Annotated in this window: 28 protein-coding genes; 12 read left to right on the top strand and 16 right to left on the bottom strand. The window is 50.9% G+C overall.

The annotated features are described in order from the left end of the window. Positions 1-49: 49 nt before the first annotated feature. The 13 genes from ACX9GV_RS04465 to ACX9GV_RS04405 all read right to left on the bottom strand — a co-directional run bounded on the left by ACX9GV_RS04465 (position 50) and on the right by ACX9GV_RS04405 (position 5627). Positions 50-436: a hypothetical protein gene (locus ACX9GV_RS04465; protein WP_473197190.1), complete on the bottom strand. Its 387-nt coding sequence runs from the start codon at positions 434-436 to the stop codon at positions 50-52. Then, positions 423-899, bottom strand: coding sequence for a hypothetical protein (locus ACX9GV_RS04460; protein WP_473197189.1), 477 nt, complete (start codon positions 897-899; stop codon positions 423-425). Before ACX9GV_RS04460 ends, ACX9GV_RS04465 begins: the two co-directional genes overlap by 14 nt. A 1-nt stretch (position 900) precedes the next feature. Further along, positions 901-1440 carry a hypothetical protein gene (locus ACX9GV_RS04455; protein ID WP_473197188.1) on the bottom strand — a complete coding sequence of 180 codons (540 nt, stop codon included), beginning with the start codon at positions 1438-1440 and terminating at the stop codon, positions 901-903. Beyond that, positions 1437-1649, bottom strand: coding sequence for a hypothetical protein (locus tag ACX9GV_RS04450; protein WP_473197187.1), 213 nt, complete (start codon positions 1647-1649; stop codon positions 1437-1439). Before ACX9GV_RS04450 ends, ACX9GV_RS04455 begins: the two co-directional genes overlap by 4 nt. Next, positions 1646-2056: a hypothetical protein gene (locus ACX9GV_RS04445; protein ID WP_473197186.1), complete on the bottom strand. Its 411-nt coding sequence runs from the start codon at positions 2054-2056 to the stop codon at positions 1646-1648. The genes ACX9GV_RS04450 and ACX9GV_RS04445 overlap by 4 nt, the downstream gene beginning before the upstream one ends. 45 nt (positions 2057-2101) lie before the next feature. Beyond that, entirely contained in the window at positions 2102-2524 is a 423-nt protein-coding gene (locus ACX9GV_RS04440; RefSeq protein ID WP_473197185.1) for a hypothetical protein, read from the bottom strand. 10 nt (positions 2525-2534) lie between these two features. Next, on the bottom strand, positions 2535-2747 hold the full coding sequence (locus tag ACX9GV_RS04435) for a TraR/DksA C4-type zinc finger protein (protein WP_473197184.1): 213 nt from the start codon (positions 2745-2747) through the stop codon (positions 2535-2537). Positions 2748-2749: 2 nt separating this feature from the next. Next, complete coding sequence (locus ACX9GV_RS04430) at positions 2750-3220, bottom strand: hypothetical protein (RefSeq protein WP_473197183.1); 471 nt, start codon at positions 3218-3220, stop codon at positions 2750-2752. Next, positions 3217-3459, bottom strand: a complete 243-nt coding sequence (locus tag ACX9GV_RS04425; protein WP_473197182.1) for a hypothetical protein — start codon at positions 3457-3459, stop codon at positions 3217-3219. The genes ACX9GV_RS04430 and ACX9GV_RS04425 overlap by 4 nt, the downstream gene beginning before the upstream one ends. 210 nt (positions 3460-3669) lie before the next feature. Continuing rightward, a complete protein-coding gene (locus ACX9GV_RS04420; RefSeq protein ID WP_473197181.1) occupies positions 3670-4113 on the bottom strand; it encodes a replication protein P in 444 nt (147 codons plus the stop codon). A 31-nt stretch (positions 4114-4144) separates the two neighbouring features. Then, positions 4145-5047, bottom strand: coding sequence for a DNA replication domain protein (locus ACX9GV_RS04415; protein ID WP_473197180.1), 903 nt, complete (start codon positions 5045-5047; stop codon positions 4145-4147). Continuing rightward, the gene (locus tag ACX9GV_RS04410) at positions 5047-5253 is read right to left on the bottom strand and encodes a hypothetical protein (protein ID WP_473197179.1); all 207 of its coding nucleotides are present in this window, start codon (positions 5251-5253) and stop codon (positions 5047-5049) included. The genes ACX9GV_RS04415 and ACX9GV_RS04410 overlap by 1 nt, the downstream gene beginning before the upstream one ends. 143 nt (positions 5254-5396) lie before the next feature. Then, entirely contained in the window at positions 5397-5627 is a 231-nt protein-coding gene (locus tag ACX9GV_RS04405; protein ID WP_473197178.1) for a hypothetical protein, read from the bottom strand. A gap of 150 nt (positions 5628-5777) precedes the next feature. On the opposite strand from ACX9GV_RS04405, the gene ACX9GV_RS04400 reads away from it, so the two are divergent. From ACX9GV_RS04400 to ACX9GV_RS04350, 11 genes are all read left to right on the top strand, one after another. Further along, entirely contained in the window at positions 5778-6374 is a 597-nt protein-coding gene (locus tag ACX9GV_RS04400) for a helix-turn-helix domain-containing protein (RefSeq protein WP_473197177.1), read from the top strand. 297 nt (positions 6375-6671) lie between these two features. Continuing rightward, the gene (locus ACX9GV_RS04395; RefSeq protein WP_473197176.1) at positions 6672-6893 is read left to right on the top strand and encodes a hypothetical protein; all 222 of its coding nucleotides are present in this window, start codon (positions 6672-6674) and stop codon (positions 6891-6893) included. Positions 6894-7073: 180 nt separating this feature from the next. Further along, positions 7074-8078, top strand: a complete 1005-nt coding sequence (locus ACX9GV_RS04390) for a hypothetical protein (RefSeq protein ID WP_473197175.1) — start codon at positions 7074-7076, stop codon at positions 8076-8078. 7 nt (positions 8079-8085) lie between these two features. Continuing rightward, positions 8086-8409, top strand: coding sequence for a hypothetical protein (locus ACX9GV_RS04385; protein WP_473197174.1), 324 nt, complete (start codon positions 8086-8088; stop codon positions 8407-8409). 229 nt (positions 8410-8638) lie between these two features. After that, positions 8639-9460 carry a PD-(D/E)XK nuclease-like domain-containing protein gene (locus tag ACX9GV_RS04380; protein WP_473197173.1) on the top strand — a complete coding sequence of 274 codons (822 nt, stop codon included), beginning with the start codon at positions 8639-8641 and terminating at the stop codon, positions 9458-9460. Further along, positions 9457-10419: a RecT family recombinase gene (locus tag ACX9GV_RS04375; protein WP_473197172.1), complete on the top strand. Its 963-nt coding sequence runs from the start codon at positions 9457-9459 to the stop codon at positions 10417-10419. The genes ACX9GV_RS04380 and ACX9GV_RS04375 overlap by 4 nt, the downstream gene beginning before the upstream one ends. 40 nt (positions 10420-10459) lie before the next feature. Beyond that, positions 10460-11005: a hypothetical protein gene (locus tag ACX9GV_RS04370; RefSeq protein ID WP_473197171.1), complete on the top strand. Its 546-nt coding sequence runs from the start codon at positions 10460-10462 to the stop codon at positions 11003-11005. Beyond that, the gene (locus tag ACX9GV_RS04365) at positions 10989-11240 is read left to right on the top strand and encodes a helix-turn-helix transcriptional regulator (RefSeq protein ID WP_473197170.1); all 252 of its coding nucleotides are present in this window, start codon (positions 10989-10991) and stop codon (positions 11238-11240) included. Before ACX9GV_RS04370 ends, ACX9GV_RS04365 begins: the two co-directional genes overlap by 17 nt. Beyond that, entirely contained in the window at positions 11237-11518 is a 282-nt protein-coding gene (locus tag ACX9GV_RS04360; RefSeq protein WP_473197169.1) for a DUF4752 family protein, read from the top strand. The genes ACX9GV_RS04365 and ACX9GV_RS04360 overlap by 4 nt, the downstream gene beginning before the upstream one ends. Then, the gene (locus ACX9GV_RS04355; protein ID WP_473197168.1) at positions 11515-12378 is read left to right on the top strand and encodes an MT-A70 family methyltransferase; all 864 of its coding nucleotides are present in this window, start codon (positions 11515-11517) and stop codon (positions 12376-12378) included. The genes ACX9GV_RS04360 and ACX9GV_RS04355 overlap by 4 nt, the downstream gene beginning before the upstream one ends. Next, the gene (locus tag ACX9GV_RS04350; RefSeq protein WP_473197976.1) at positions 12378-14225 is read left to right on the top strand and encodes a DNA cytosine methyltransferase; all 1848 of its coding nucleotides are present in this window, start codon (positions 12378-12380) and stop codon (positions 14223-14225) included. The genes ACX9GV_RS04355 and ACX9GV_RS04350 overlap by 1 nt, the downstream gene beginning before the upstream one ends. Before the next feature lie 6 nt (positions 14226-14231). Here the strand turns inward: ACX9GV_RS04350 and ACX9GV_RS04345 are convergent, their stop codons facing one another. The 3 genes from ACX9GV_RS04345 to guaB form a co-directional block, all read right to left on the bottom strand. Further along, positions 14232-15431, bottom strand: a complete 1200-nt coding sequence (locus ACX9GV_RS04345; RefSeq protein ID WP_473197167.1) for a tyrosine-type recombinase/integrase — start codon at positions 15429-15431, stop codon at positions 14232-14234. Positions 15432-15655: 224 nt separating this feature from the next. Next, the gene (guaA, locus tag ACX9GV_RS04340; protein WP_473197166.1) at positions 15656-17233 is read right to left on the bottom strand and encodes a glutamine-hydrolyzing GMP synthase; all 1578 of its coding nucleotides are present in this window, start codon (positions 17231-17233) and stop codon (positions 15656-15658) included. Between the two features lie 102 nt (positions 17234-17335). Then, positions 17336-18799 carry an IMP dehydrogenase gene (gene guaB / locus ACX9GV_RS04335; RefSeq protein ID WP_023489178.1) on the bottom strand — a complete coding sequence of 488 codons (1464 nt, stop codon included), beginning with the start codon at positions 18797-18799 and terminating at the stop codon, positions 17336-17338. A 169-nt stretch (positions 18800-18968) separates the two neighbouring features. Between guaB and xseA the strand changes: the two genes are divergently transcribed. After that, on the top strand, positions 18969-20360 hold the full coding sequence (gene xseA, locus ACX9GV_RS04330) for an exodeoxyribonuclease VII large subunit (protein WP_473197165.1): 1392 nt from the start codon (positions 18969-18971) through the stop codon (positions 20358-20360). The last annotated feature ends 27 nt before the right edge of the window (positions 20361-20387 follow it).

Raw genomic sequence — 20387 nt, 5'->3', positions numbered from 1 at the left:
TCGTTGTGTGTGACTTGCCGTAAATTGTCACGCTTTGTAATGTGACACGTCACAGCGTTTTAAGCATCAGCTCACGCCATATGTGAGTCTGCCTACACGCCGCCTCGCCGTTCCGAAAGCAACCTCCAGTTGGCCCCGGCATCGACTCACCGCACTGGCATTTGTGATTGGCCAGCTCAGCCAGTTGCCGCTTCAACAGATTGATATCCTGCACGGCTAGCAGCTCGAAATACTCATCAATGCTATACGGATCCTTACCTGGTCGCCGTGCGGCACAGTTGGCCTGTATTTTCTCGAAGATGTGATCGCTTACCTCGAAACTTATCCGCCTCCTACCGCTTACAGCGCCAGTGGCCGCCGCTTCACGTTCGCGCTGACGTTGGGCACGCTTTCTATCCCTGGCATCGGCGCGGCGTTGTTCGTCAGTCATTGCCATTGTTAGCCGCCTTGGTGGGGGTTGGTGCTGCATCAAGCATTTTTTTATAGTTCTCGTGCATGAATGCATCAGCGGATTCCTGGCAATCGAAATAATATTCATCGTCCATGATGCCGGTTGCTTTAATCATCTCCGCTGTCGGCTCAATCGGCACCAACTTATAGCCCTCCGGCAACGTGTAAGCAGTGCTTACATGTTCCGCCGTCAGCATTGCGGCGCGGATGTTGTATAGCTGAATTCGCGTGAATTCAGCCTGCTCATGGGTTGACTTGAATAGCATCTCTTCGATATCGCCAGAACGAATTAGCTTAATCAGTTCGCTTGTCACCACGGGCGCTGGTAGGGCGGTGTGGATTGCCGACTTGCGTAGCGCCAGCAGCTCGCGGTAAGCATTCGACTGTGGATTGTTGCCGTGTGACATCATTTCCAGTTCGTCGTCTGTAAAACTGTTTGCTTCTGGCATATCACTCCCCCTTGACCTTAACCACCCCAATTGCAGCCAGACACGCATCTATATCTTTCTCAGTCCGAATAAGCATGGATAGTCGTTCAAGTTGCGGAATCAGTCCGCTAACAATTTTGATATTCGGGCCTCGTCCAAGCTTGGTAAAAAAGTTTGAATTCATCTCATTAAGCGATCCCTTAAGAATAATTGCTACAAGCTTCACTCCATCAGCCACAGCATCACTTTCTTTCGTTGTCCCTAGCAGCTGTAGTTGCTGCTCAAGCACTGTGTTCTTCAGCTCTACCGTGGCGCAATGCGTTGCCACCTCATGTAGTCGCTTCTCTGCGACCTCGGTGCGCCGCCCTTCTTCCTCCAGCGCTGCGAGTAGCCTTTTAACGTTCTTTGCACCAAAAACCGTATCAGCAAGGTCATAAAGCTGAATGAGTCGATCGCGGTAATGACCATCGGCTGACCACTCAATTATTTCATCTGCCAATTCATTCATTTCTTTGCAAAGAGTAGTGAAACACTCCCAGCGCTTTTCAGCTTCTTTACTCATGGCTTTGCTTCCTCCAGTGGTATTGCCCCCTCTTCTGGATACTCGGCACAATGAGCAATCAGCCCTCGATAGTCAGGAGCTCCGCCTTCGCCCTTAATGACGCCCTCACCGATCCACACCTCAGCGGTCATGTCTGCGCATTCATCCGTCTGGGTCGATATACCCATAAAATCACAGATGTCACATAAATTTTGAATTGTCAGGTTCATTGCTTTGCTTCCTCCCCTTGTGTGTGCCGCCCCTCGGCCCTGAACTCTTTCAAAGCCTGCTTGTAACTGGCCTTGGCTGCTTTCTTCGTGGCGCACCAGTCGCCTTCAACTTCCCGGTAGCGCGAGTATCCGCTATCAAAAACCCGGCACATTCGATACTCATACTTTCCATAGCGCGAACTGCGCCATTCTATTTCTGGTTTATTAATACCGAGCCAATCAGTAAACGAATGCCCTGTATCAGCATTCAGGTACTTGCCATACTCGGATTCCTTCACCGGTGGCAGGGATGAAATAGCCAGCTCTTGCCCCTTTTCCGTAACGCGATAAATAACTTCACCGCATGACCAAGCCGGGGCTGGCGATGATTCTGCGTATCCAGCCGCTACCCTCAAAAGCGTCAGCAATCACTTCATCAGTGAGGTGCTCGATTGATTTAGGCATAATCTTCATCACCGGGCCTCCCGCATCTCTACAACGTACGCTTGCAACTCGTTAACCTGCGCCCGAATAGACATGGCTGTAGCGCCAAATGCGTGAGTATCCGGGTGCATGGCTTCGAGTTGCTTAAGCTTCTTCGCGATAAACTTCTCAACGCCTCGAGCCTCTACTTCTGCCAGTGCTGCGGAGGTTGCAGGCATATTCCCGATAACAGAAAATGCCGCAAGCAACCCAGCCACGCCATTCATTCCGATTTCATCACCAATGATTTCAGTAAGCTGCTCGGTAGCGTCAGCAAAGGCCTTAACAGCTGCGATAGCTTTCGCATTCTCAGCCACTACAGCATCAAACTGCTGCTTTAGTTGCTCGTAAGTCATAACAACCATCTGAGACTTATCAGTTTTTATACCTTGATTTACAACGATATTTTTCATTATCAGATCCTTACCTGTGTATACGTTGGTGCATCTCTTCTAGCGTCTTACAGTCAATACACAACCGAACGCCGGGAACTGTTCTGCGCCTGGCTTCCGGTATTTGCGCGCCGCACGCGTCGCACTCATGCGCCGCTGGTAACGCTGACTTTGCCCTGGCTGCGTCTATGCGAATCTGCAGTATTTGCTCTGCGCGCTCGTTGGCCTGATCGATGTCGTCCATAGTTAAATCCCGATTCCGTGACGTGCTATCAGCAAAGCATCAGCTACGGCTTGGCCCTTGGCTTTTTGGTCAAGAATTCTCAGCTCCGGGTAAAGCTGTATTGCCCGACTCCGCGCCGCGTCTTTGTCGCTGCCAATCAGCCCCGCTGTTTTCTTCCAGGCTTGCGGAGTAACCAAGCTGTAGGGAATCAACAGCCCCTGCAGGATCCCCTCAACAACCCCAGCGGCATGGCCGAACGTGAACATGCTGCTAACACCCTGCCCAGGCATTGCGCCAACTTGCTCCAGGAATGCTTCTGCACTTGCCAGCTCGAATGCACGCAGGAACGATGCAACAGCAGCACCGTTAACACGGGTCTTTGTGCCAACTTTCAGCGTCGGCGTGCTGATGCTGTTCAGATACTTTCCAGATGAACTCAGGACGACGATTGCCCCTGAACACCCTGGATCTATCCCAATTATGATTTTGCTCATGCCGTTACCTTTTTTGTCTTACCGCTTATTTTTACTGACTTCTCACCCTGAAGCTTTGCAAACCTAACCGCCTCCTTCAGACAGTCATCATAAATTCCACGGCTTTTAACCGTTGGTTGAGATGAACGACGATAAAAATCAACCGCTACATTTGCCCCCCCCTGAGCAACCGAAACGCTGAAGCCTTCAGATATGAGCGCTTGTTTAATGTTCTTCTCGATAAAAGCAATTGGATTCATAAAACAGCTCCTTATAACACCATAAAGGTAACTATTACCAATTTGGTAACTATTTGCAACTTAAAAATAGCGATTGTTTTCACAATTCGCATCTGTGCTAAAACGCTCTGTATGGGCCGCTGTTGAGCTTTAACTGTTAACCCATCTCGTTATGTGCCTGAGTGACTCATAACGCAATCTACCCCTGAATCGCTGCGTAATTTCGCTAGTTCAATTCGTATTTGGTTTGCCGCCTCGAAGTCTTGATAGCATTTCCATTGCCGCTGAATGCCCTGCACCCGGCTTTCCCTTCCTGCGACTGGATGCATCTTCGGATAGCAGCGGAACCGGCTTGGGTATTTGCTCTCCTGCTTTGACCTTCTCTGCCCAGCGCTTAAGGTGCTTATCTGCCCGGCGTTCCAATTCCGCGTCGTTCAGATTATTCTGGATCATCTCTCGGCGCAGGTCGCAAACAATCCAGTACAGAACATCATGCCGCCATGGGTAAGTTTCAGCGCAGCTGTACCGGCTTCGGTTCTTGCAGTAGCCATGAAACTCTTGCATGACCTCATCAGTACCGATGCCAATGCCGTGCTTTGTGCTGCTGCTGACGTAGGTCAGAAAGTCGGATAGGTCTGGAGCAAAGCGGTTGCCTTCAACCAGGCATTGCCGCATGCACTCGCCGATCCCTGACTTGATCTGTGCGTCAGACAGCTTTCCAATCGCGTTGATCCAGAGTGATGGCGGTGTCAGCCCGTTCCTGCGTGTCCACTTGTCCGAATAAAGCTCCACCATGCGATCCCAAATCCTGATTGTTCTGTCCAGGGCTTGTGAGTCCGTGCTGTTCCCGCATTCTGGCTGTTGCTGCGTGAACTGCTTCGACTGCGTTGCCTTTGAAACTATGTCCCGCGCTATATCTCCCGCTTGCCTCATGGTTGCCCCCTGTCTTGATTTCAAATAGCCCACGCCAACTGTTGGCCATGCTCTGCCTGATGATTTCTGCCTGCTTCTGCAGATCACCGCCTGATAGCTTCAGCAGGTTGGTGATTGCTGCGCCCTCGCTCCTGGGTGTTGGTGCGTAGGATTTAATATTTAAATCCTTCCGGTACTGCTTCCACTCATCCCAGGCTGCTACGTTCAATCCTGGTGGGTACTCATAAACCACCTTTTCCTTCTTCGGGGGAGTAAGAGGGGGATCTTTATCTTTTAGATCTTCTCTTCTCTTCTCTTCTCTGGTCCGCATTTTGTCCTCTTCTGGTGCGGACATTTTTCGGACGCTTCTTTTTCTTGCTGCATCCTGTGCCCGACGCTTGGCAGACTGGCCGTTATGCTCGTCAAAACGGGGCATTACGAGGTTTTCACCATCAACTTCTAGCCAGCCAACTACCATCATTGCACGCGAAAAACCAGGGAACCCGATCATGTCGTCGAGCGTTTCAGGACTGTAACCATCAAGAAAACCATCAACAGAATGGACATCGAAAAGACACCAAGCGGAATGTAGTCCGCCAACAATACGAAGCCTGTCCGCTTTCAATGCGGACGCCATTCGGACAATTTTCGGATGCGTGTGCAGGTCAGTTCTCATTTTGATCCAGTCACCAGCCATCAGCGCACCTCCGCAAACTTAGCCCGTGCGTCGTGGATCAGCTTCTTGATGTGCTTACGGTACGCTGATGAGTGCTGCGCGGAGCATTCAACACAAACCCCATTGCTGGTAAAACGCTCCGAGTAGTGGCCATTGCGGCAGGGCTTGCCGGTATAGAACCGGAGCACTCCCAACTGAATGGCCTCAACGCGGGTAATGATTTTCATCCTGTGTCCTCACTTTTTTTGTCGTCAGTGATGTAAGAATGCACATAAATGAAAAATAGATCAACCATAAATAGATTTTTATTACCTTAGCTAAAAAGACAATAAAAAAGGGCCGCATAAGCGACCCTATTTAGGCTTGATGTTCATCGGTAGAAGTATTCGATCACCTGCTCCCGGGTGATTTCTGGCTTACGTTTCCTTACAGCTTTAACCAGTTGATCCATAAACGCTTGGCGTGGCACCTTAGTGGCCCTCACGGTATGCGTTCTAATGTAGTGAACGGTGCTACCTGCATCATCAGCAAAAGCTTTTCGCTCATCAGCATTCATGCAGAGCCACATTTTTTTAAGATTGAATTTCTCGACTTTTTCCAATTTATGGCACCTCATTGGTGGCAACGGATGCATGAATGATTACCTAATTGGTGGCATTTAGCAAATTTATTACCGTTATGGTTCATTTACCATTAAGGTAATTTTGTTTTAAATACAGACAGAAATTAACAAAATGGACTAGCTAGCGACATGAAAAGCATCAACGAAGTTCGGCGCGAGAACCTACAGAGCATCATTCAACGAGAGTTCGACGGTAAACAAGTGCGACTCGCTGAAAGAATGGGCATCACTGCCAACTTTATCAGTCGCTGTCTAAAGCCAGTGGATGACAACAATCACAAGGGGATCGGTGATGCCCTCGCACGCAAGATAGAGGTGATCAGTAATAAGCCAAAATACTGGCTAGACCGTGATCACATGCTTGCCATGGCTGCTGGTGCGGATCCTGCGCAGCAAGAGACGGATATTGGCGCAGTAGTGGCCATGAATCTTGAGTTATGGATGAGTAATAGCCGCGAAATGTCCAGCCAGGCGAAAGTAGCCGCCGCCGCTGGTGTTGGCCAGTCAACAGTTAATCGCGTATTGAGCCGTGAAGGAAATGTGACGATCAATAACCTGGAGGCTATCGCCGGGGCGTTCGGGCGTCGTGGTTATGAGCTATTGCTGCAGCAGAAAGACCCGACGATGATTAATTATGATCGATCACAGTTTGCGCAGCTTTCCGCTGAAGATAAGGCCAAGATAGAATCATTCATTGAATTTGTGATGCTACAGTCCAGGCAATAAGTAACAATCTATTCCTTTCTTTCCAATAAGTTACCGCTATGCGGTGCTTTTGCATGCCCGATATAGTTACCTGTATGGTAATTTTAATGCCGATAACTATTGACATCTATTCATTATCGGTTAATTATTACCTCACTGAGTTACCAAAAAGGTAAACAAAGGTAAGTAAACGCATCGGGTGAGCGACTCAATCACCCCCAGCCCCGTTAAGAGCGGGACCGACTGGACAAGCTCTTTAGAAGTGAACTTATAAAGCGCCCTGCGGGGCGATTCGTTAAAGCTACGAAGGATAGTGAAATGAACCCACGATTCGAAGCATTCATGAAAGTAAACGCTTTCAACGTTTGGCGCTGCAACTGTGAACGTAACGCGGCTTTCATGGCTTTCATCAGTAACATGAAACGCGCATATGCGGCAGCACGTAACTTAGATGAAAGTCAGCCTGGCGGTGCGTACATTTTCGACCATAACGACTTCACTCAATTCATTGGCCAGCAGGTTTCCGCCTGCCATTTATAGTTACCGATTTGGTAAACAAAAGGTACTAATCATGATATCTCAAACCATCAACGGGATTTACTGCGTAACCGTCTGCGGCTGTATCAGTTGGCGGTTTGCAGATTTCAGCGAAGCCCTGCAATGGGCTTTCATTACAAAAGTTGCCTTTGACACGGCGAACAGATTGGAAGGTACGCACAGATGAGCGAGGAAAAAACAGAAGTTGCATTAGTCAACTTACCAGCGACACCAGCAGAGCTGGAAGCCGCATTCATCAATGATGAATACATTGATGGCCTTATCACAAGCATTCGTGAAAAAGCGCTGCCAGTCGTCGGTGACTTGAATAAGTCTGCTGGTCGCCGGGTTTATATCAGCATGGCGGCTACCGTACGCAGCACAAAGGCCATGATTGATGAGGCTGGTAAGAATCTCGTCGCTGATATGAAAAAGCGCCCTGCCTTGGTTGATGCCAGCCGCAAGAAAGTACGAGACGCGCTCGACAATTTAGCCATTGAGATCCGGAAGCCCGTCACTGACTGGGAAGCTGAGCAGGAGCGAATCAAAGCAGATCAGCAGATGCAGGCATGGCACGTTGAGGCACTGGAAATGAACGTTGCTTTCGATAAGGCGCGAGCTGATCGCATCGAGTCGGATCATAAAGAAGCCCTGCTTATGAACGAAATACACGACAGGGACGCAGCCGAAGCCAGGGCGGAAGCAGAACGCCAGCGCATTGCCCATGAAGCGGAGTTGAAGCAGCAGGCAGTTGAGCAGGCCAGACTTGCCAATGAAGCAGAAATCGCAGCGGCAGCACAGCGAGAAGCTGACGCAAAAGCAGCACTAGCCAAGGCTGAGCAAGACGCCAAAGACGCGGCGGCGCTGGCAGAACAGCAACGCATCGACGCTGAGGCCAAAGCAGAACGCGATAAACAAGCCGCCATTGAAGCCGAGCAGCTCCGGGCAAAACAGGAGGCTGACCGCATCAGGCAGGAAGCTGATCAGAGAGAGCAGGCGCGGATAGCTGAGCAGCAACGCATCGCTGATGAAGCCGCAAAACGCGCCAAAGATGTTGAGCATCGCAGGGCCATCAACCGCACAGCCGTTGAAGAACTCATAAATGAAGGGATCCCGGATGAGTTCGCAAGAAAATGCGTCGAGGTGGTGGCGCGCATGAGAATCAAAAACATGACCATTAACTACTGAGGTTGATATGAGCAATTTCAACTACCAACGAATGATTGACGAGGCTCTGGAGCAATACGAGCAGATCCTCGAAATGGATCAGGATGAGCAAAACCTTATCGGTGACCTTACCGAAAAGGAAATGGTCACTCTGAAACTTCACGGTCTGCGCAATGCGGCAAGCGCCCTCTTTCCCCACACAGATCAGCATCAGCTTAACGCAATGATGAATTCAAGCTGGATGGACGAGCACTTGTATGACGCCCAGTACGAAATCGTGCAGCGGAAAATAAAAATGGAACGAGCAATGCAGCTGCTCGATTCACCTAATCACTTCGATGAGGTGGCGTGATGGCCAGGCGAAACCTTCTACACAAATCAAAACTACAGGCATACAAGGAATGGCTTACCAGTAAAAATATTGATTGGCGAGATGGGAGGGGAGACTACCAAGTACTCCAGGTAAAAACGCATTACGGCTGGATTGCCATTTATGACAGCGCAAAGGATCGGCGTGAGCATTACACGGTGCAAGAGGGGCTAATACCGTTGATTGGGCAATTTATAAGAGAGGCGATCAAGTGAAAACAGGTATCTACCACGATATCTCCAACGAGGACTATCACGCCGATGACGGCGTGAGTAAGTCACAGCTTGATCTGGTTGCCAAAAACCCGGCTCTGTTGCAGTGGATTAAAACAGCTCCGGTTGATACCGAAAAGCTGAAAGCGTTGGATATGGGCAGCGCCCTGCACTGCGCGCTACTTGAACCGGATGAGTTCAAAAATCGTTTCATCATCGCGCCGGAATTCAACCGGCGCACCAACGATGGCAAGGCGGAGGAAAAGGATTTTCTTGAGGAGTGCGAAAGCCTCGGGAAAACGGTCATGGATGCCGAGCAAGGCCGCAAGTTAGCTTTGATGCGTGATAGCGCCATGGCCCACCCGGCAGCACGCTGGATGCTAGAAGCTGATGGCCATTGTGAATCATCGTTCTACTGGACTGACTCGGAAACAGGCGAGCTTTGCCGAGTTCGTCCAGACCGTTACTTAACCAATCACCCGGTGATTATTGATGTGAAGAAGGTTGCCGACATGGATCGGTTCGCTAGACACATCGAGGAATTCCGCTATCACGTTCAAGACGCTATGTATCGCGAAGGGGTGCAGCAATTGAGGGGTGAGGCGCACGGCTTCTTCTTCCTGGCTGTAAGCGAAACCATCGACTGTGGACGCTACCCGGTGCGAGTTTTTGAACTTGACGCATCAGATGTAGACGAGGGTCACCGACTCTACCGCCGGGATCTGAACACCTACCACGAATGCCGCACTTCAAACGAATGGGGCGGTGTAGAGAAAATTCAACGCCCTGCCTGGGCGCGCAAACAGGACCAATACGCATGAGCAATCAAATCACAACGATGACCGCACCAGCAAGCAGCGCTGTTGCTGGTACAGCGGCAACAATCTTCAGCCCTGAAGGGCTTAACCAGTTAATGAAGTTTGCCGAAGTTATGGCGCAAGGCAGGGTAACGGTGCCGGCGCACTTGGCAGGCAAGCCTGCAGATTGCATGGCAGTAGCGATGCAGGCGGCGCAGTGGGGTATGAACCCGTTCGCTGTTGCACAGAAAACCCACGTTGTGAGCGGGACACTGGGTTATGAAGCGCAGCTAGTGAACGCCGTTATCACAACAATGTCGCCAACCAAAGACCGCATTAATTACAAGTGGTTTGGGCCTTGGGAAAACGTGATTGGTAAGTTTGTAGAGAAGCCATCAAAAAACGGGGGAACTTACATAGCGCCAGGGTGGACGTTGAAGGATGAAACGGGGTGTGGCGTGATTGTGTGGGCAACAATGAAAGGTGAGGAAGAACCACGCGAGCTGGAACTTCTGCTTTCTCAAGCTCAGGTTAGAAACTCCACGCTATGGGCAAGCGATCCTAAGCAGCAACTGGCATACCTCGCAGTTAAACGCTGGTCACGCCTTCACTGTCCTGACGTAATCATGGGTGTCTATACCCCAGATGAACTGGCTGAGATGCCACGCGTTGAGCGAGATATCACGCCAGCGGCAACTAATGCCGCAGGTGTTAACAGCCTGATCAACGGCAAGGCGGAGAAGATTGTTCAGCCTGAGGTAGAAGCGCGACCAGTTAACACCAAGAAAAAGCTGGAAAGCCCTGAAGAGATCCTGGCTTGGTTTACTTCTTTCTTGAGTGACCAAAACGATATAGCGGCTATTGATGAGGCCTACACCAGAGCAGCCAAGGCGCTGGCTAACAATCAGGAGCTATTGGACAGAGCGACAGACGTTTATAGCATCCGCCGTGATGAGCTGTTGATGAACGAAGTCCCTATGTAACCCACCATGCGGGGCTGCGGCCCCGCCAAAGGAGATGGTGATGCAAAAAATAGATTGGACAATAGCTCTCTGGCGCGACGTTGATGATTGTTCAATTTGCCCATTTGAAGGGACTGAATATTGCAGCAACGGTCCGTATGGTCGAGTTCCATGCAGGGATATCACCTTTGATGCCAATGCTACTTGTGATGATGCATTTGCGGAAGTGTGCGGACGCGAAAGCGCAAGGGAAGAAGAATCAGAGCGGGAGTGGGAAGCAGAACAAAAAATAGAGAAGAAAAAGAAAGAAGCAAAGCATAAGCGTCAGTTAACAAAATACAGAAATCTGTTAATTAACAGACGCATAAACGAAGTTAGAAGGCGGATAGCAAAATATAAAGCAGCAATTAACTTTAGCAGAAGCATTGCCGAAGCGTTCTCTGTTGTTAGCAGCATGATAGACAGAACCGAGCAAAAGCCAATACTGCCCCACCCTCTGGAAGCTGAAATAAAACCTCTCGAAGAAACGCTGGAAAATTTAATTCTCCAGCGAAAAGAGGCTAACGCAAAATTCAAAAAGGAGAGTAACCATGAAAGCAGCAATTAATAAAAAAAGGCTCCTGCAAATGGTGCCCTTATCTGATTCCACCATTGGCCGCTTGGAGAAGCAAGGTAAGTTCCCGGCCCGGTTCAACCTGGCTGGCGTTGTCGCCTGGAACTTGGAAGAAGTTGAAGCGTGGATGGATCAGCACCAGAGGGAAGGAGCCGGAAAGGAAACTAAACGCAAGCCAGATGTCAGGCTACGCAAGACGCGCCCAGTAGCGCAAGTGAGCGTAATATGAAAAATTTAGACTTCATGGGTTGGATTCATCTGGGGATGGTGTTGATAAGTTATCTGTTCATCACCGTCAAATCTGCTGAGTGGCTTGTCGGTTCTGTATTGAAGAAATGCCACCGCATAAAGCACAGAAAGAACAAGCGGCTGCTTGCTGTTGAAGATTTATTGGCGGCATACCCCATCAGCAGCAGGCGCGGCAGCCGGACCATAACCATGCGCGATGGTTGGAAGATAAAGATCTGGCATGAAAGCCAGGATGATGAGCGCGGTGATCCTCTATGACCTATCAGCTTATTTACGCGGATCCACCATGGCAGTACGGCAACAAGGTGAGTAACGGTGCCGCAGGTAATCACTACAGCACAATGACGCTGCAGGATCTTAAACGGTTGCCAGTCTGGTCTATCGCAGCAGAAAACAGCGTGCTGGCGATGTGGTACACCGGCACCCATACAGACGAAGCAAAAGAACTGGCGGCGGCGTGGGGCTTTGATGTTAGGCAGATGTTCCTGTTCACATGGGTGAAATTCAACGAAATGGCCGAGCGCACGGTAAACGCAGCGTTGGAGGACGGCGGCCTGGTCGATTTCTATGACTTCCTCGATCTGTTGAACGGCATCACCCGCATGAACCCCGGCAACTACAGCCGAGGCAACCAGGAATCAATGCTTGTAGCAGTGCGCGGTACCGGTCTTGACCGGGTAGATGCAGGTGTTAAGCAGATTATCTACGCGCCGATAACCCAGCACAGCGCCAAGCCTTGGGAGGCAAGACACCGCCTAGAGCGTCTTTACGGTGACGTGTCACGAATTGAATTATTTAGCCGTAGTAACTGTCACGGGTGGCATCACTGGGGTAACGAGTGCGCACGTAACGATATAGAGCTTATTCAGGAATCATTTCAACCACAAACCAAACCACAAAATATTCCAGAAGTTATTCTTCCGGAAACTGCCTGCGCATTCTGGCCACAGGAAGTTAATTTACTGCTTGACCAGGTACCAATAGCCAATGGGCTGTCTGAGAACCTTAAAAATAAGCTGCGACAACATATTAACCGCTTAAAGCTGGAAGGCATGCCAGCATGGGACATTATCCAGATTGTCACAAGCTTGACAGAAAACATGAGGGCAACAGCATGATCCGTGAATTGATCATTGATAACTTCGCCGGAGGTGGCGGAGCAAGTACCGGTATTGAAATGGCCACAGGCCGCAGTGTTGATATTGCGATTAATCACGACCCGCACGCCATAGCGATGCATGAAACCAACCACCCTGAAACCCTGCATTACTGCGAGTCAGTATTTGATATTGACCCTGTAGCAGCTACCGCAGGTCAGCCGGTGGGGCTGGCGTGGTTTAGCCCAGATTGCCGCCATTTCAGCAAGGCCAAGGGCAGTGCCCCGGTTAAGAAAGAAATTCGCGGGCTGGCCTGGATCGTTATTCGTTGGGCGCTGAAAGTGCGCCCACGGGCAATGATGCTGGAGAACGTAGAGGAATTTAAAACGTGGGGGCCGCTCGTAACTGATGAGGGTGGGAATAACTACCCGTGCCCGGAACGCACTGGTGAAACTTTCGCAGGATTTGTTGCAATGCTGACGACTGGTATAGCAGCAGATCACCCTGCACTGGCTGAGTGCTGTGAGGTATTGGCGATTGCGGTGGGCAGCGCAGAACACCGCCTTTTGATTGCCGGCCTTGGTTATACGGTCGAATACCGGGAGCTGCGCGCCTGTGACTATGGCGCCCCAACGATCCGCAAACGCTTTTTCATGGTGATGCGCTGTGATGGGAAAAAGGTTGTCTGGCCCGAACCTACCCACGGGGATCCAAAGTCGCTGGAAGTGCAAAGCGGCAAACTGCATCCATGGCGCACAGCCGCCGAGTGCATTGATTGGTCAATCCCATGCCCAAGCATATTCGAACGCAAGAAGCCCCTGGCAGAGAACACGCTGAAACGGATCGCCAGAGGCATTCAACGCTTTGTTATCGACAACCCAACGCCGTTCATCGTCAAATGCAATCACACCAGTACCAAAACGACTTACGATTGTTTCCGGGGCCAGTCACTTGATGAGCCATTGCAGACGATCACGAAAACTCATGGTTATGCGGTGGTGAGTCCGGTGATAGTTGGCGCGGGTGGGCCTAAGTATTCAGCCAAGCCACGGCCAGCAGATCAGCCTATGCACACGCTATGCAATACCAATCATTCCTGCGTTGTTGCACCAATCATTGCGCGAATTGGTCAGACTGGCTTTGGTGGCGACCGCCTAGCATATGAAGCCGGTAAGCCGCTAACTACCGTTACGACGAAAGCTGAGCACCTAGTTGTAGCCCCGGTGATCACCCGCCAGTTTGGTAATAGCGTAGGTCATGGAGTTGATGAGCCAAACGGCACTATCACCGCTGGCGGTGGTGGTAAAAGCCAACTGGTATCTGCATTTCTCGCCAAGCATTTCGGCGGCAACTATACCGGCCCCGGTGCGGATCTGGCGGAACCAGCCCACACTGTAACGACTGTCGATCATCACGCGCTGGTTACCTCAAACTTAATCAAGATGCGCGGCACAAACACTGGGCAAGAGGTTACCGAACCTTTGCAAACGGTAACAGCCGGTGGTAACCACTTTGGAGAAGTGAGAGCGTTTTTGTTGAAGTATTACGGTACCGATAAGGAAGGGGTAAGCCTCAAGGATCCGCTGCATACCGTTACCACAAATGACCGGTTTGGCCTGGTAACGGTTGAAGGTATTGACTACCAGATTGTCGATATTGGAATGCGTATGTTGCAGCCGCACGAACTATACGCCGCCCAAGGCTTCCCAGCTTGGTACATTATCGACCAAGACTATCGCGGCAAGAAGTATGCGAAAGACAAGCAGGTGGCCCGTTGCGGTAATGCGGTACCACCTCCATTTGCTGAGGCATTGGTAAGAGCTAATTTGCCAGAAATGTGCGTACCACGCCGGGAGGTTGCCGCATAAATCGAGTTACCGCTTTTCCGCTTCAATCCATCCATCCACCATATTGGCCCACTGCTGCAGCATATCCCGGCGCTGTTCGGCGTACTCCGCTTTGTTGTACACTGCACGGACGCCGCGCTGCTCATGGGCCAAGCACTTCTCTATCCAATCAGAATTAAACCCTTCTTCATGCAGGATCGTGCTGGCAGTCCGGCGCAGGTCATGCACTGTGAAATGCGCAAGATCCCCACCCTCTTTATTAATTTTATCAACAGTTGTTGTGATTACTCGGTTTAACGCCGCGTTGGACATGTGCTTTCGTGGATCATAACGCGATGGAAGGATGTAATCAGAACCACATGCGGCGACCTGCAGAGAAATCATGATATCCATTGCCTGCTGAGATAGATAAACAACATGGTTACGACTGCCTTTCATCCGGTCAGCAGGGATCACCCATCGTGCAGACTCGAAATCAATTTCTTTCCACGCTGCCCCGGCAAGCTCCCCCTTTCGTACCATGGTGATCAGTATCATCTTGATAGCCAGCTTGAGCGATGATGCAGCGCCTGTCGAATGAAGGGCATTGAAGAACACACCAATCTCATGTGGATCCAGCGCCCGCTCACGCTCTTCAAAAGTTGCGATGCTTGAGGCTTTGATGTTGGCTGCCGGATTTGGCACTGAGTGGCCACGATCAATAGCATGGCTGAATACAGCGCCCACAATCTCACGGACTTGCATGGCTGTGGCTCTGGCTCCGCGCTCTAAAACCTTATCACACAGCGCACGAAGCATTGGCGTAGTGATCTCATGCAACAGCTTTTTTCCAAGCGTTGGCAGGATATCCCGGTTGATGACTGCTTGCTTCATAGCTCTTGTACTGTCAGCCAGGCGGACATGTTTCATGTACTCAACGGTATAATCTGCGAAATTATCCGCGCCTTTTATCTGTCTGATACCGTCCCGCTTCGCCGCAGCCGGTGACTGGCCTGACTCCAGCAGTTTTTTGGCGGTATTGAGTTGGTCCCGCGCTTCAGCCAGGCTGATACCGTCAGGGCCGTACTTGCCAATCGTCAGGGTTTCCCGGCGACCGTTCAGTCGGTAGTCAAAGCGGAACGACACTGAACCGCTTGTAAGTACCGCCACATATAGGCCGTCGCGATCAACAACCTTGTAAAGCTTTTCGCGTGGCTTGAGATTTTTTAGTTTTGTATCGGTGAGCATGAGCGCGCCCTATCTGTGTGCCGTGGACCGTCAAAATTTACCTAAATGGTGACGGATAAATTGATAGGAGAGTACCCGTAGAGTGCGGATACCGTCAAATATACCGTCAAAAAAAGTGAGCTTTACAGAATAGGTGTGAATCGTAGATATTAAAAATCCCGCTCAGGGTTTGAGTCTGCGCGGGATTTGTGAATAGATTCGAAATGTTTGGAGTGCCTAGTAAATCATTCCCACTCAATCGTCGCTGGTGGTTTACCACTGATATCGTAAACCACACGGGAAATGCCGTTGACTTCGTTAATGATACGGTTGGAGACCCGGCCGAGGAATTCGTACGGCAGGTGTGCCCAATGCGCAGTCATAAAGTCGATGGTTTCTACTGCCCGCAGGGAAACTACCCAATCATATTTACGACCATCCCCCATGACCCCCACCGAACGTACTGGCAGGAACACGGTGAATGCTTGGCTGACCTTGTTATAGAGGTCCGCTTTGTGCAGTTCTTCGATAAAAATTGCATCGGCACGGCGCAGCAGGTCGCAGTATTCTTTTTTCACTTCACCCAACACGCGCACCCCTAAACCTGGGCCAGGGAATGGGTGGCGATAAAGCATGTTGTATGGCAGACCCAGCTCCAGGCCAATCTTGCGCACTTCGTCTTTGAACAGTTCTTTCAACGGTTCAACCAGACCCAGTTTCATCTCTTTCGGCAGGCCACCCACGTTGTGGTGTGATTTGATCACATGGGCCTTGCCGGTCAGAGAAGCGGCTGATTCAATCATATCCGGGTAGATGGTGCCCTGTGCCAGCCACTTCACCTGGCTTTGTTTGCAGGCTTCTTCATCGAACAGTTCAACAAACACCCGGCCAATAATCTTACGTTTGGCTTCTGGCTCATCAACGCCAGCCAACGCGCTCAGGAAGCGTTGTTCTGCCTGAACATGGACAATATTCAGGCCAAAATGGTCGCCGAACATTTCCAACACCTGCTCCGCTTCGTTCAAACGCAGTAGGCCGTTATCCACAAACACACAAGTCAGGCGTTTGCCGATAGCACGGTGTAGCAGCATGGCGGTAACCGAAGAATCCACACCACCGGACAAGCCGAGGATCACATGCTGGTCCCCTACCTGCTGGCGAATACGCTCTATGGCATCATCAATGATGCTGGCAGGTGTCCATAACGCTTCACAACCACAAATGTCCAATACAAAACGTTCCAGCAGGCGCTGGCCCTGGCGGGTATGGGTCACTTCCGGGTGGAACTGCACGCCATAAAAACGTTTTTCTTCATTGGCCATAATGGCAAATGGGCAGGTATCAGTACTGGCAACAGTGACAAAATCAGACGGGATAGCCGTCACTTTGTCGCCATGGCTCATCCATACATCCAGCAATGGGTTGCCTGCCGGGCTGATGGCGTCTTCAATACCGCGAGTCAAGGCGCTGGCGCTGGTCATTTCGACCTGTGCATAGCCAAACTCACGTTCGTTTGAACCCTGTACATGGCCACCTAACTGTATCGCCATGGTCTGCATACCATAGCAAACCCCCAGTACCGGGACTCCAGCAGTAAAGACATATTCTGGTGCGCGCGGGCTATTAAATTCAGTGGTACTTTCCGGGCCGCCAGAGAGAATAATGCCGCTCGGGTTGAATGAACGGATCTGTTCTTCGCTCACATCCCAGGCCCACAATTCACAGTAAACGCCAATTTCACGCACACGACGTGCTATCAACTGGGTATATTGCGAACCGAAGTCCAGGATGAGAATGCGATGCTTATGAATATTTTTTGTCATGTGAGGCAAATTCCAGCAACAGAAAAAAGGGCAAAAAGCACATTGAGGATGAGGAAGGAACTCCCTCACCCCTAGACGCTTCTTGCACGAATGGGCGAAATATTAACCCATGCGGTAATTAGGAGCTTCCTTGGTAATGGTCACATCATGCACATGGCTTTCCTGAATACCTGCACCGCTGATGCGCACAAATTCAGCCTTGGTACGCAGTTCATCAATGGTGGCGCAACCGGTCAATCCCATACAGGAACGCAAGCCTCCCATCTGTTGGTGCACGATAGCCTTCAACATACCTTTGTAAGCCACACGGCCTTCAATACCTTCCGGTACCAGTTTATCAGCAGCGTTATCAGTCTGGAAGTAACGGTCGGAAGAACCTTTCGACATCGCCCCCAAAGAGCCCATGCCACGGTAAGATTTGAATGAGCGCCCCTGATAGAGTTCGATTTCCCCTGGCGACTCTTCTGTCCCCGCCAACATGGAACCGACCATCACGCAAGATGCGCCGGCAGCAATCGCCTTGGCAATATCACCCGAGAAGCGGATCCCGCCATCAGCAATCACCGGGATACCACTGCCTTGCAACGCCTCTACCGCATCAGCAATCGCGGTGATCTGTGGAACCCCTACGCCAGTCACAATACGTGTGGTACAGATAGAACCTGGGCCAATCCCCACTTTTACCGCGCTAACACCGGCATCCATCAATGCTTTGGCCCCTGCGGATGTCGCCACGTTGCCGCCAACAATTTGTAGCTCTGGGTATTTGGCGCGAGTTTCGCGAATGCGCTGCAACACCCCCTCGGAGTGACCATGGGAAGAGTCAATCAGCAGTACATCCACCCCGGCAGCAACCAGCGCATCAATACGTTCCTCATTGCCTGCACCGGCACCCACCGCAGCACCGACACGTAAGCGGCCATGCTCGTCTTTACAGGCATTCGGTTTACGCTCTGCTTTCTGGAAGTCTTTTACCGTGATCATACCGAGCAGACGGAAGTTATCATCCACCACGAGGGCTTTCTCGACACGCTTTTCATGCATTTTCTGCAGAACGACGTCACGTGCTTCCCCCTCTTTGACGGTCACCAAACGTTCCTTCGGTGTCATCACCGCCGTCACCGGTTGGGTCAAATCGGTAACAAAGCGGACATCCCGGCCAGTAATAATACCAACCAGTTGATTACCGTCCGTCACCACCGGATAACCTGCAAAACCGTTACGTGCGGTCAGGGCTTTCACTTCCTCCAGCGTGGTATTCGGTGTAACGGTTTGTGGGTCAGTCACCACACCGCTTTCATGCTTTTTCACACGGCGAACTTCTTCCGCCTGACGCTCGATAGACATATTTTTGTGAATAAAACCCAGGCCACCTTCCTGTGCCAATGCAATGGCCAGGCTGGATTCGGTAACCGTATCCATCGCTGCTGACAGCATAGGGATATTTAGGCGGATAGATTGAGTCAGTTGAGTGCCAAGATCGGCAGTATTAGGCAGAACAGTGGAATGGGCTGGAACCAGGAGAACGTCGTCAAACGTCAGAGCTTCTTTAGCGATACGTAGCATGGGCAATATCTCACCAAGGTGGTTGGGGAAAAGATAAAATATTGCCGCTGCATTATACAGAACGTAACCGATTGCCTCCAGCATTTTCTGATAAAAACTCTTGATTACCCTGCAATGCAAGGTAGTATCAACCGATTAAGTCTCTGTTTTGAAATTTGATCTGGCTCACATGTCGCTACCTACTGCACCCTCAATTTTTACCGTAAGCCGCCTTAATCAGACGGTTCGGCAACTATTGGAAATGGAAATGGGCCAGATTTGGCTCTCCGCCGAGATCTCCAACTTCTCTCAGCCCGCCTCTGGTCACTGGTATTTCACGTTGAAAGATGAGCGTGCCCAGGTGCGTTGTGCCATGTTCCGCAACAGCAACCGCCGTACTACCTTCCGCCCGCAAAATGGCCAACAGGTTCTGGTGCGTGCCAGCATTACGTTGTATGAACCCCGTGGGGATTATCAACTGATTGCCGAAAGTATGCAGCCCGCAGGGGATGGCTTGTTACAGCAGCAATTCGAGCAGTTGAAACAGCGCCTGTCTGAGGAAGGGCTGTTTGAGCAGCAGTTCAAGCAAGCATTACCCAGCCCGGCCAAATGCGTTGGGGTGATCACGTCAGCCAGTGGTGCTGCGCTCCATGATATCCTGCAAGTATTGCAACGCCGCGATCCGTCTTTACCGGTTATCATTTACCCCACCTCGGTACAGGGCGCGGAAGCCCCATTGCAGATTGTGAATGCCATTGAAACCGCTAACCGCCGCAACGAATGTGATGTGTTGATCGTCGGCCGTGGGGGCGGGTCACTGGAAGACTTGTGGAGCTTTAACGACGAACGTGTCGCACGGGCGATCTTTGCCAGCCATATTCCCATTGTCAGTGCGGTTGGGCACGAAACCGACATCACTATCGCCGATTTTGTCGCTGATTTACGCGCCCCCACCCCTTCCGCCGCCGCCGAGTTGATCAGCCGCAATCAGTTGGAGCTATTACGCCAATGGCAATCACAACAGCAACGGCTGGAAATGGCTCTGGACTACTATCTGGCACAGCGGCAACAGCAGTTCACCCGTCTTCATCATCGGTTGCAGCAGCAACACCCGCATTTGCGTCTGGCACGGCAACAAACGCGGCTCTTTAAATTACAACAGCGCTTGCAAGAAGCCATGCAGTGGCAGTTGCGCGGCTGTTCACGCCGCAGTGAACAATTGCAACAGCGTCTGCGGCAACAACAGCCAACGGGTAGCATACACCGGTTACAGCAACGTATTCAGCAACAGACCTATCAGTTACAGCAAGGCATGGCGCAGCAGCTTAATGCTTATCGTCAACGGTTTGGTATTGCTTGCAGCCAGTTGGAAGCCGTCAGCCCACTGGCCACTTTGTCTCGTGGCTATAGCGTAACGCAAACACCGGGTGGCGATTTACTGAAAACCACCAAGCAGGCGCAAGTGGGTGAGTTAGTGAAAACACAGTTGCAGGATGGTTGGCTGGAAAGCGAGATAAAAACCATCAACGTCACCAAGAAGCGACGTGGTAAAGGTAGCGAGCGGCCGAACACCGCAACCTAGTGCTCACCGCAGGCCTTGATACTAAGT

This window comes from Serratia sp. 25CWL12 (assembly GCF_055790885.1).
This window is presented reverse-complemented; position numbering and strand designations above follow the sequence as displayed.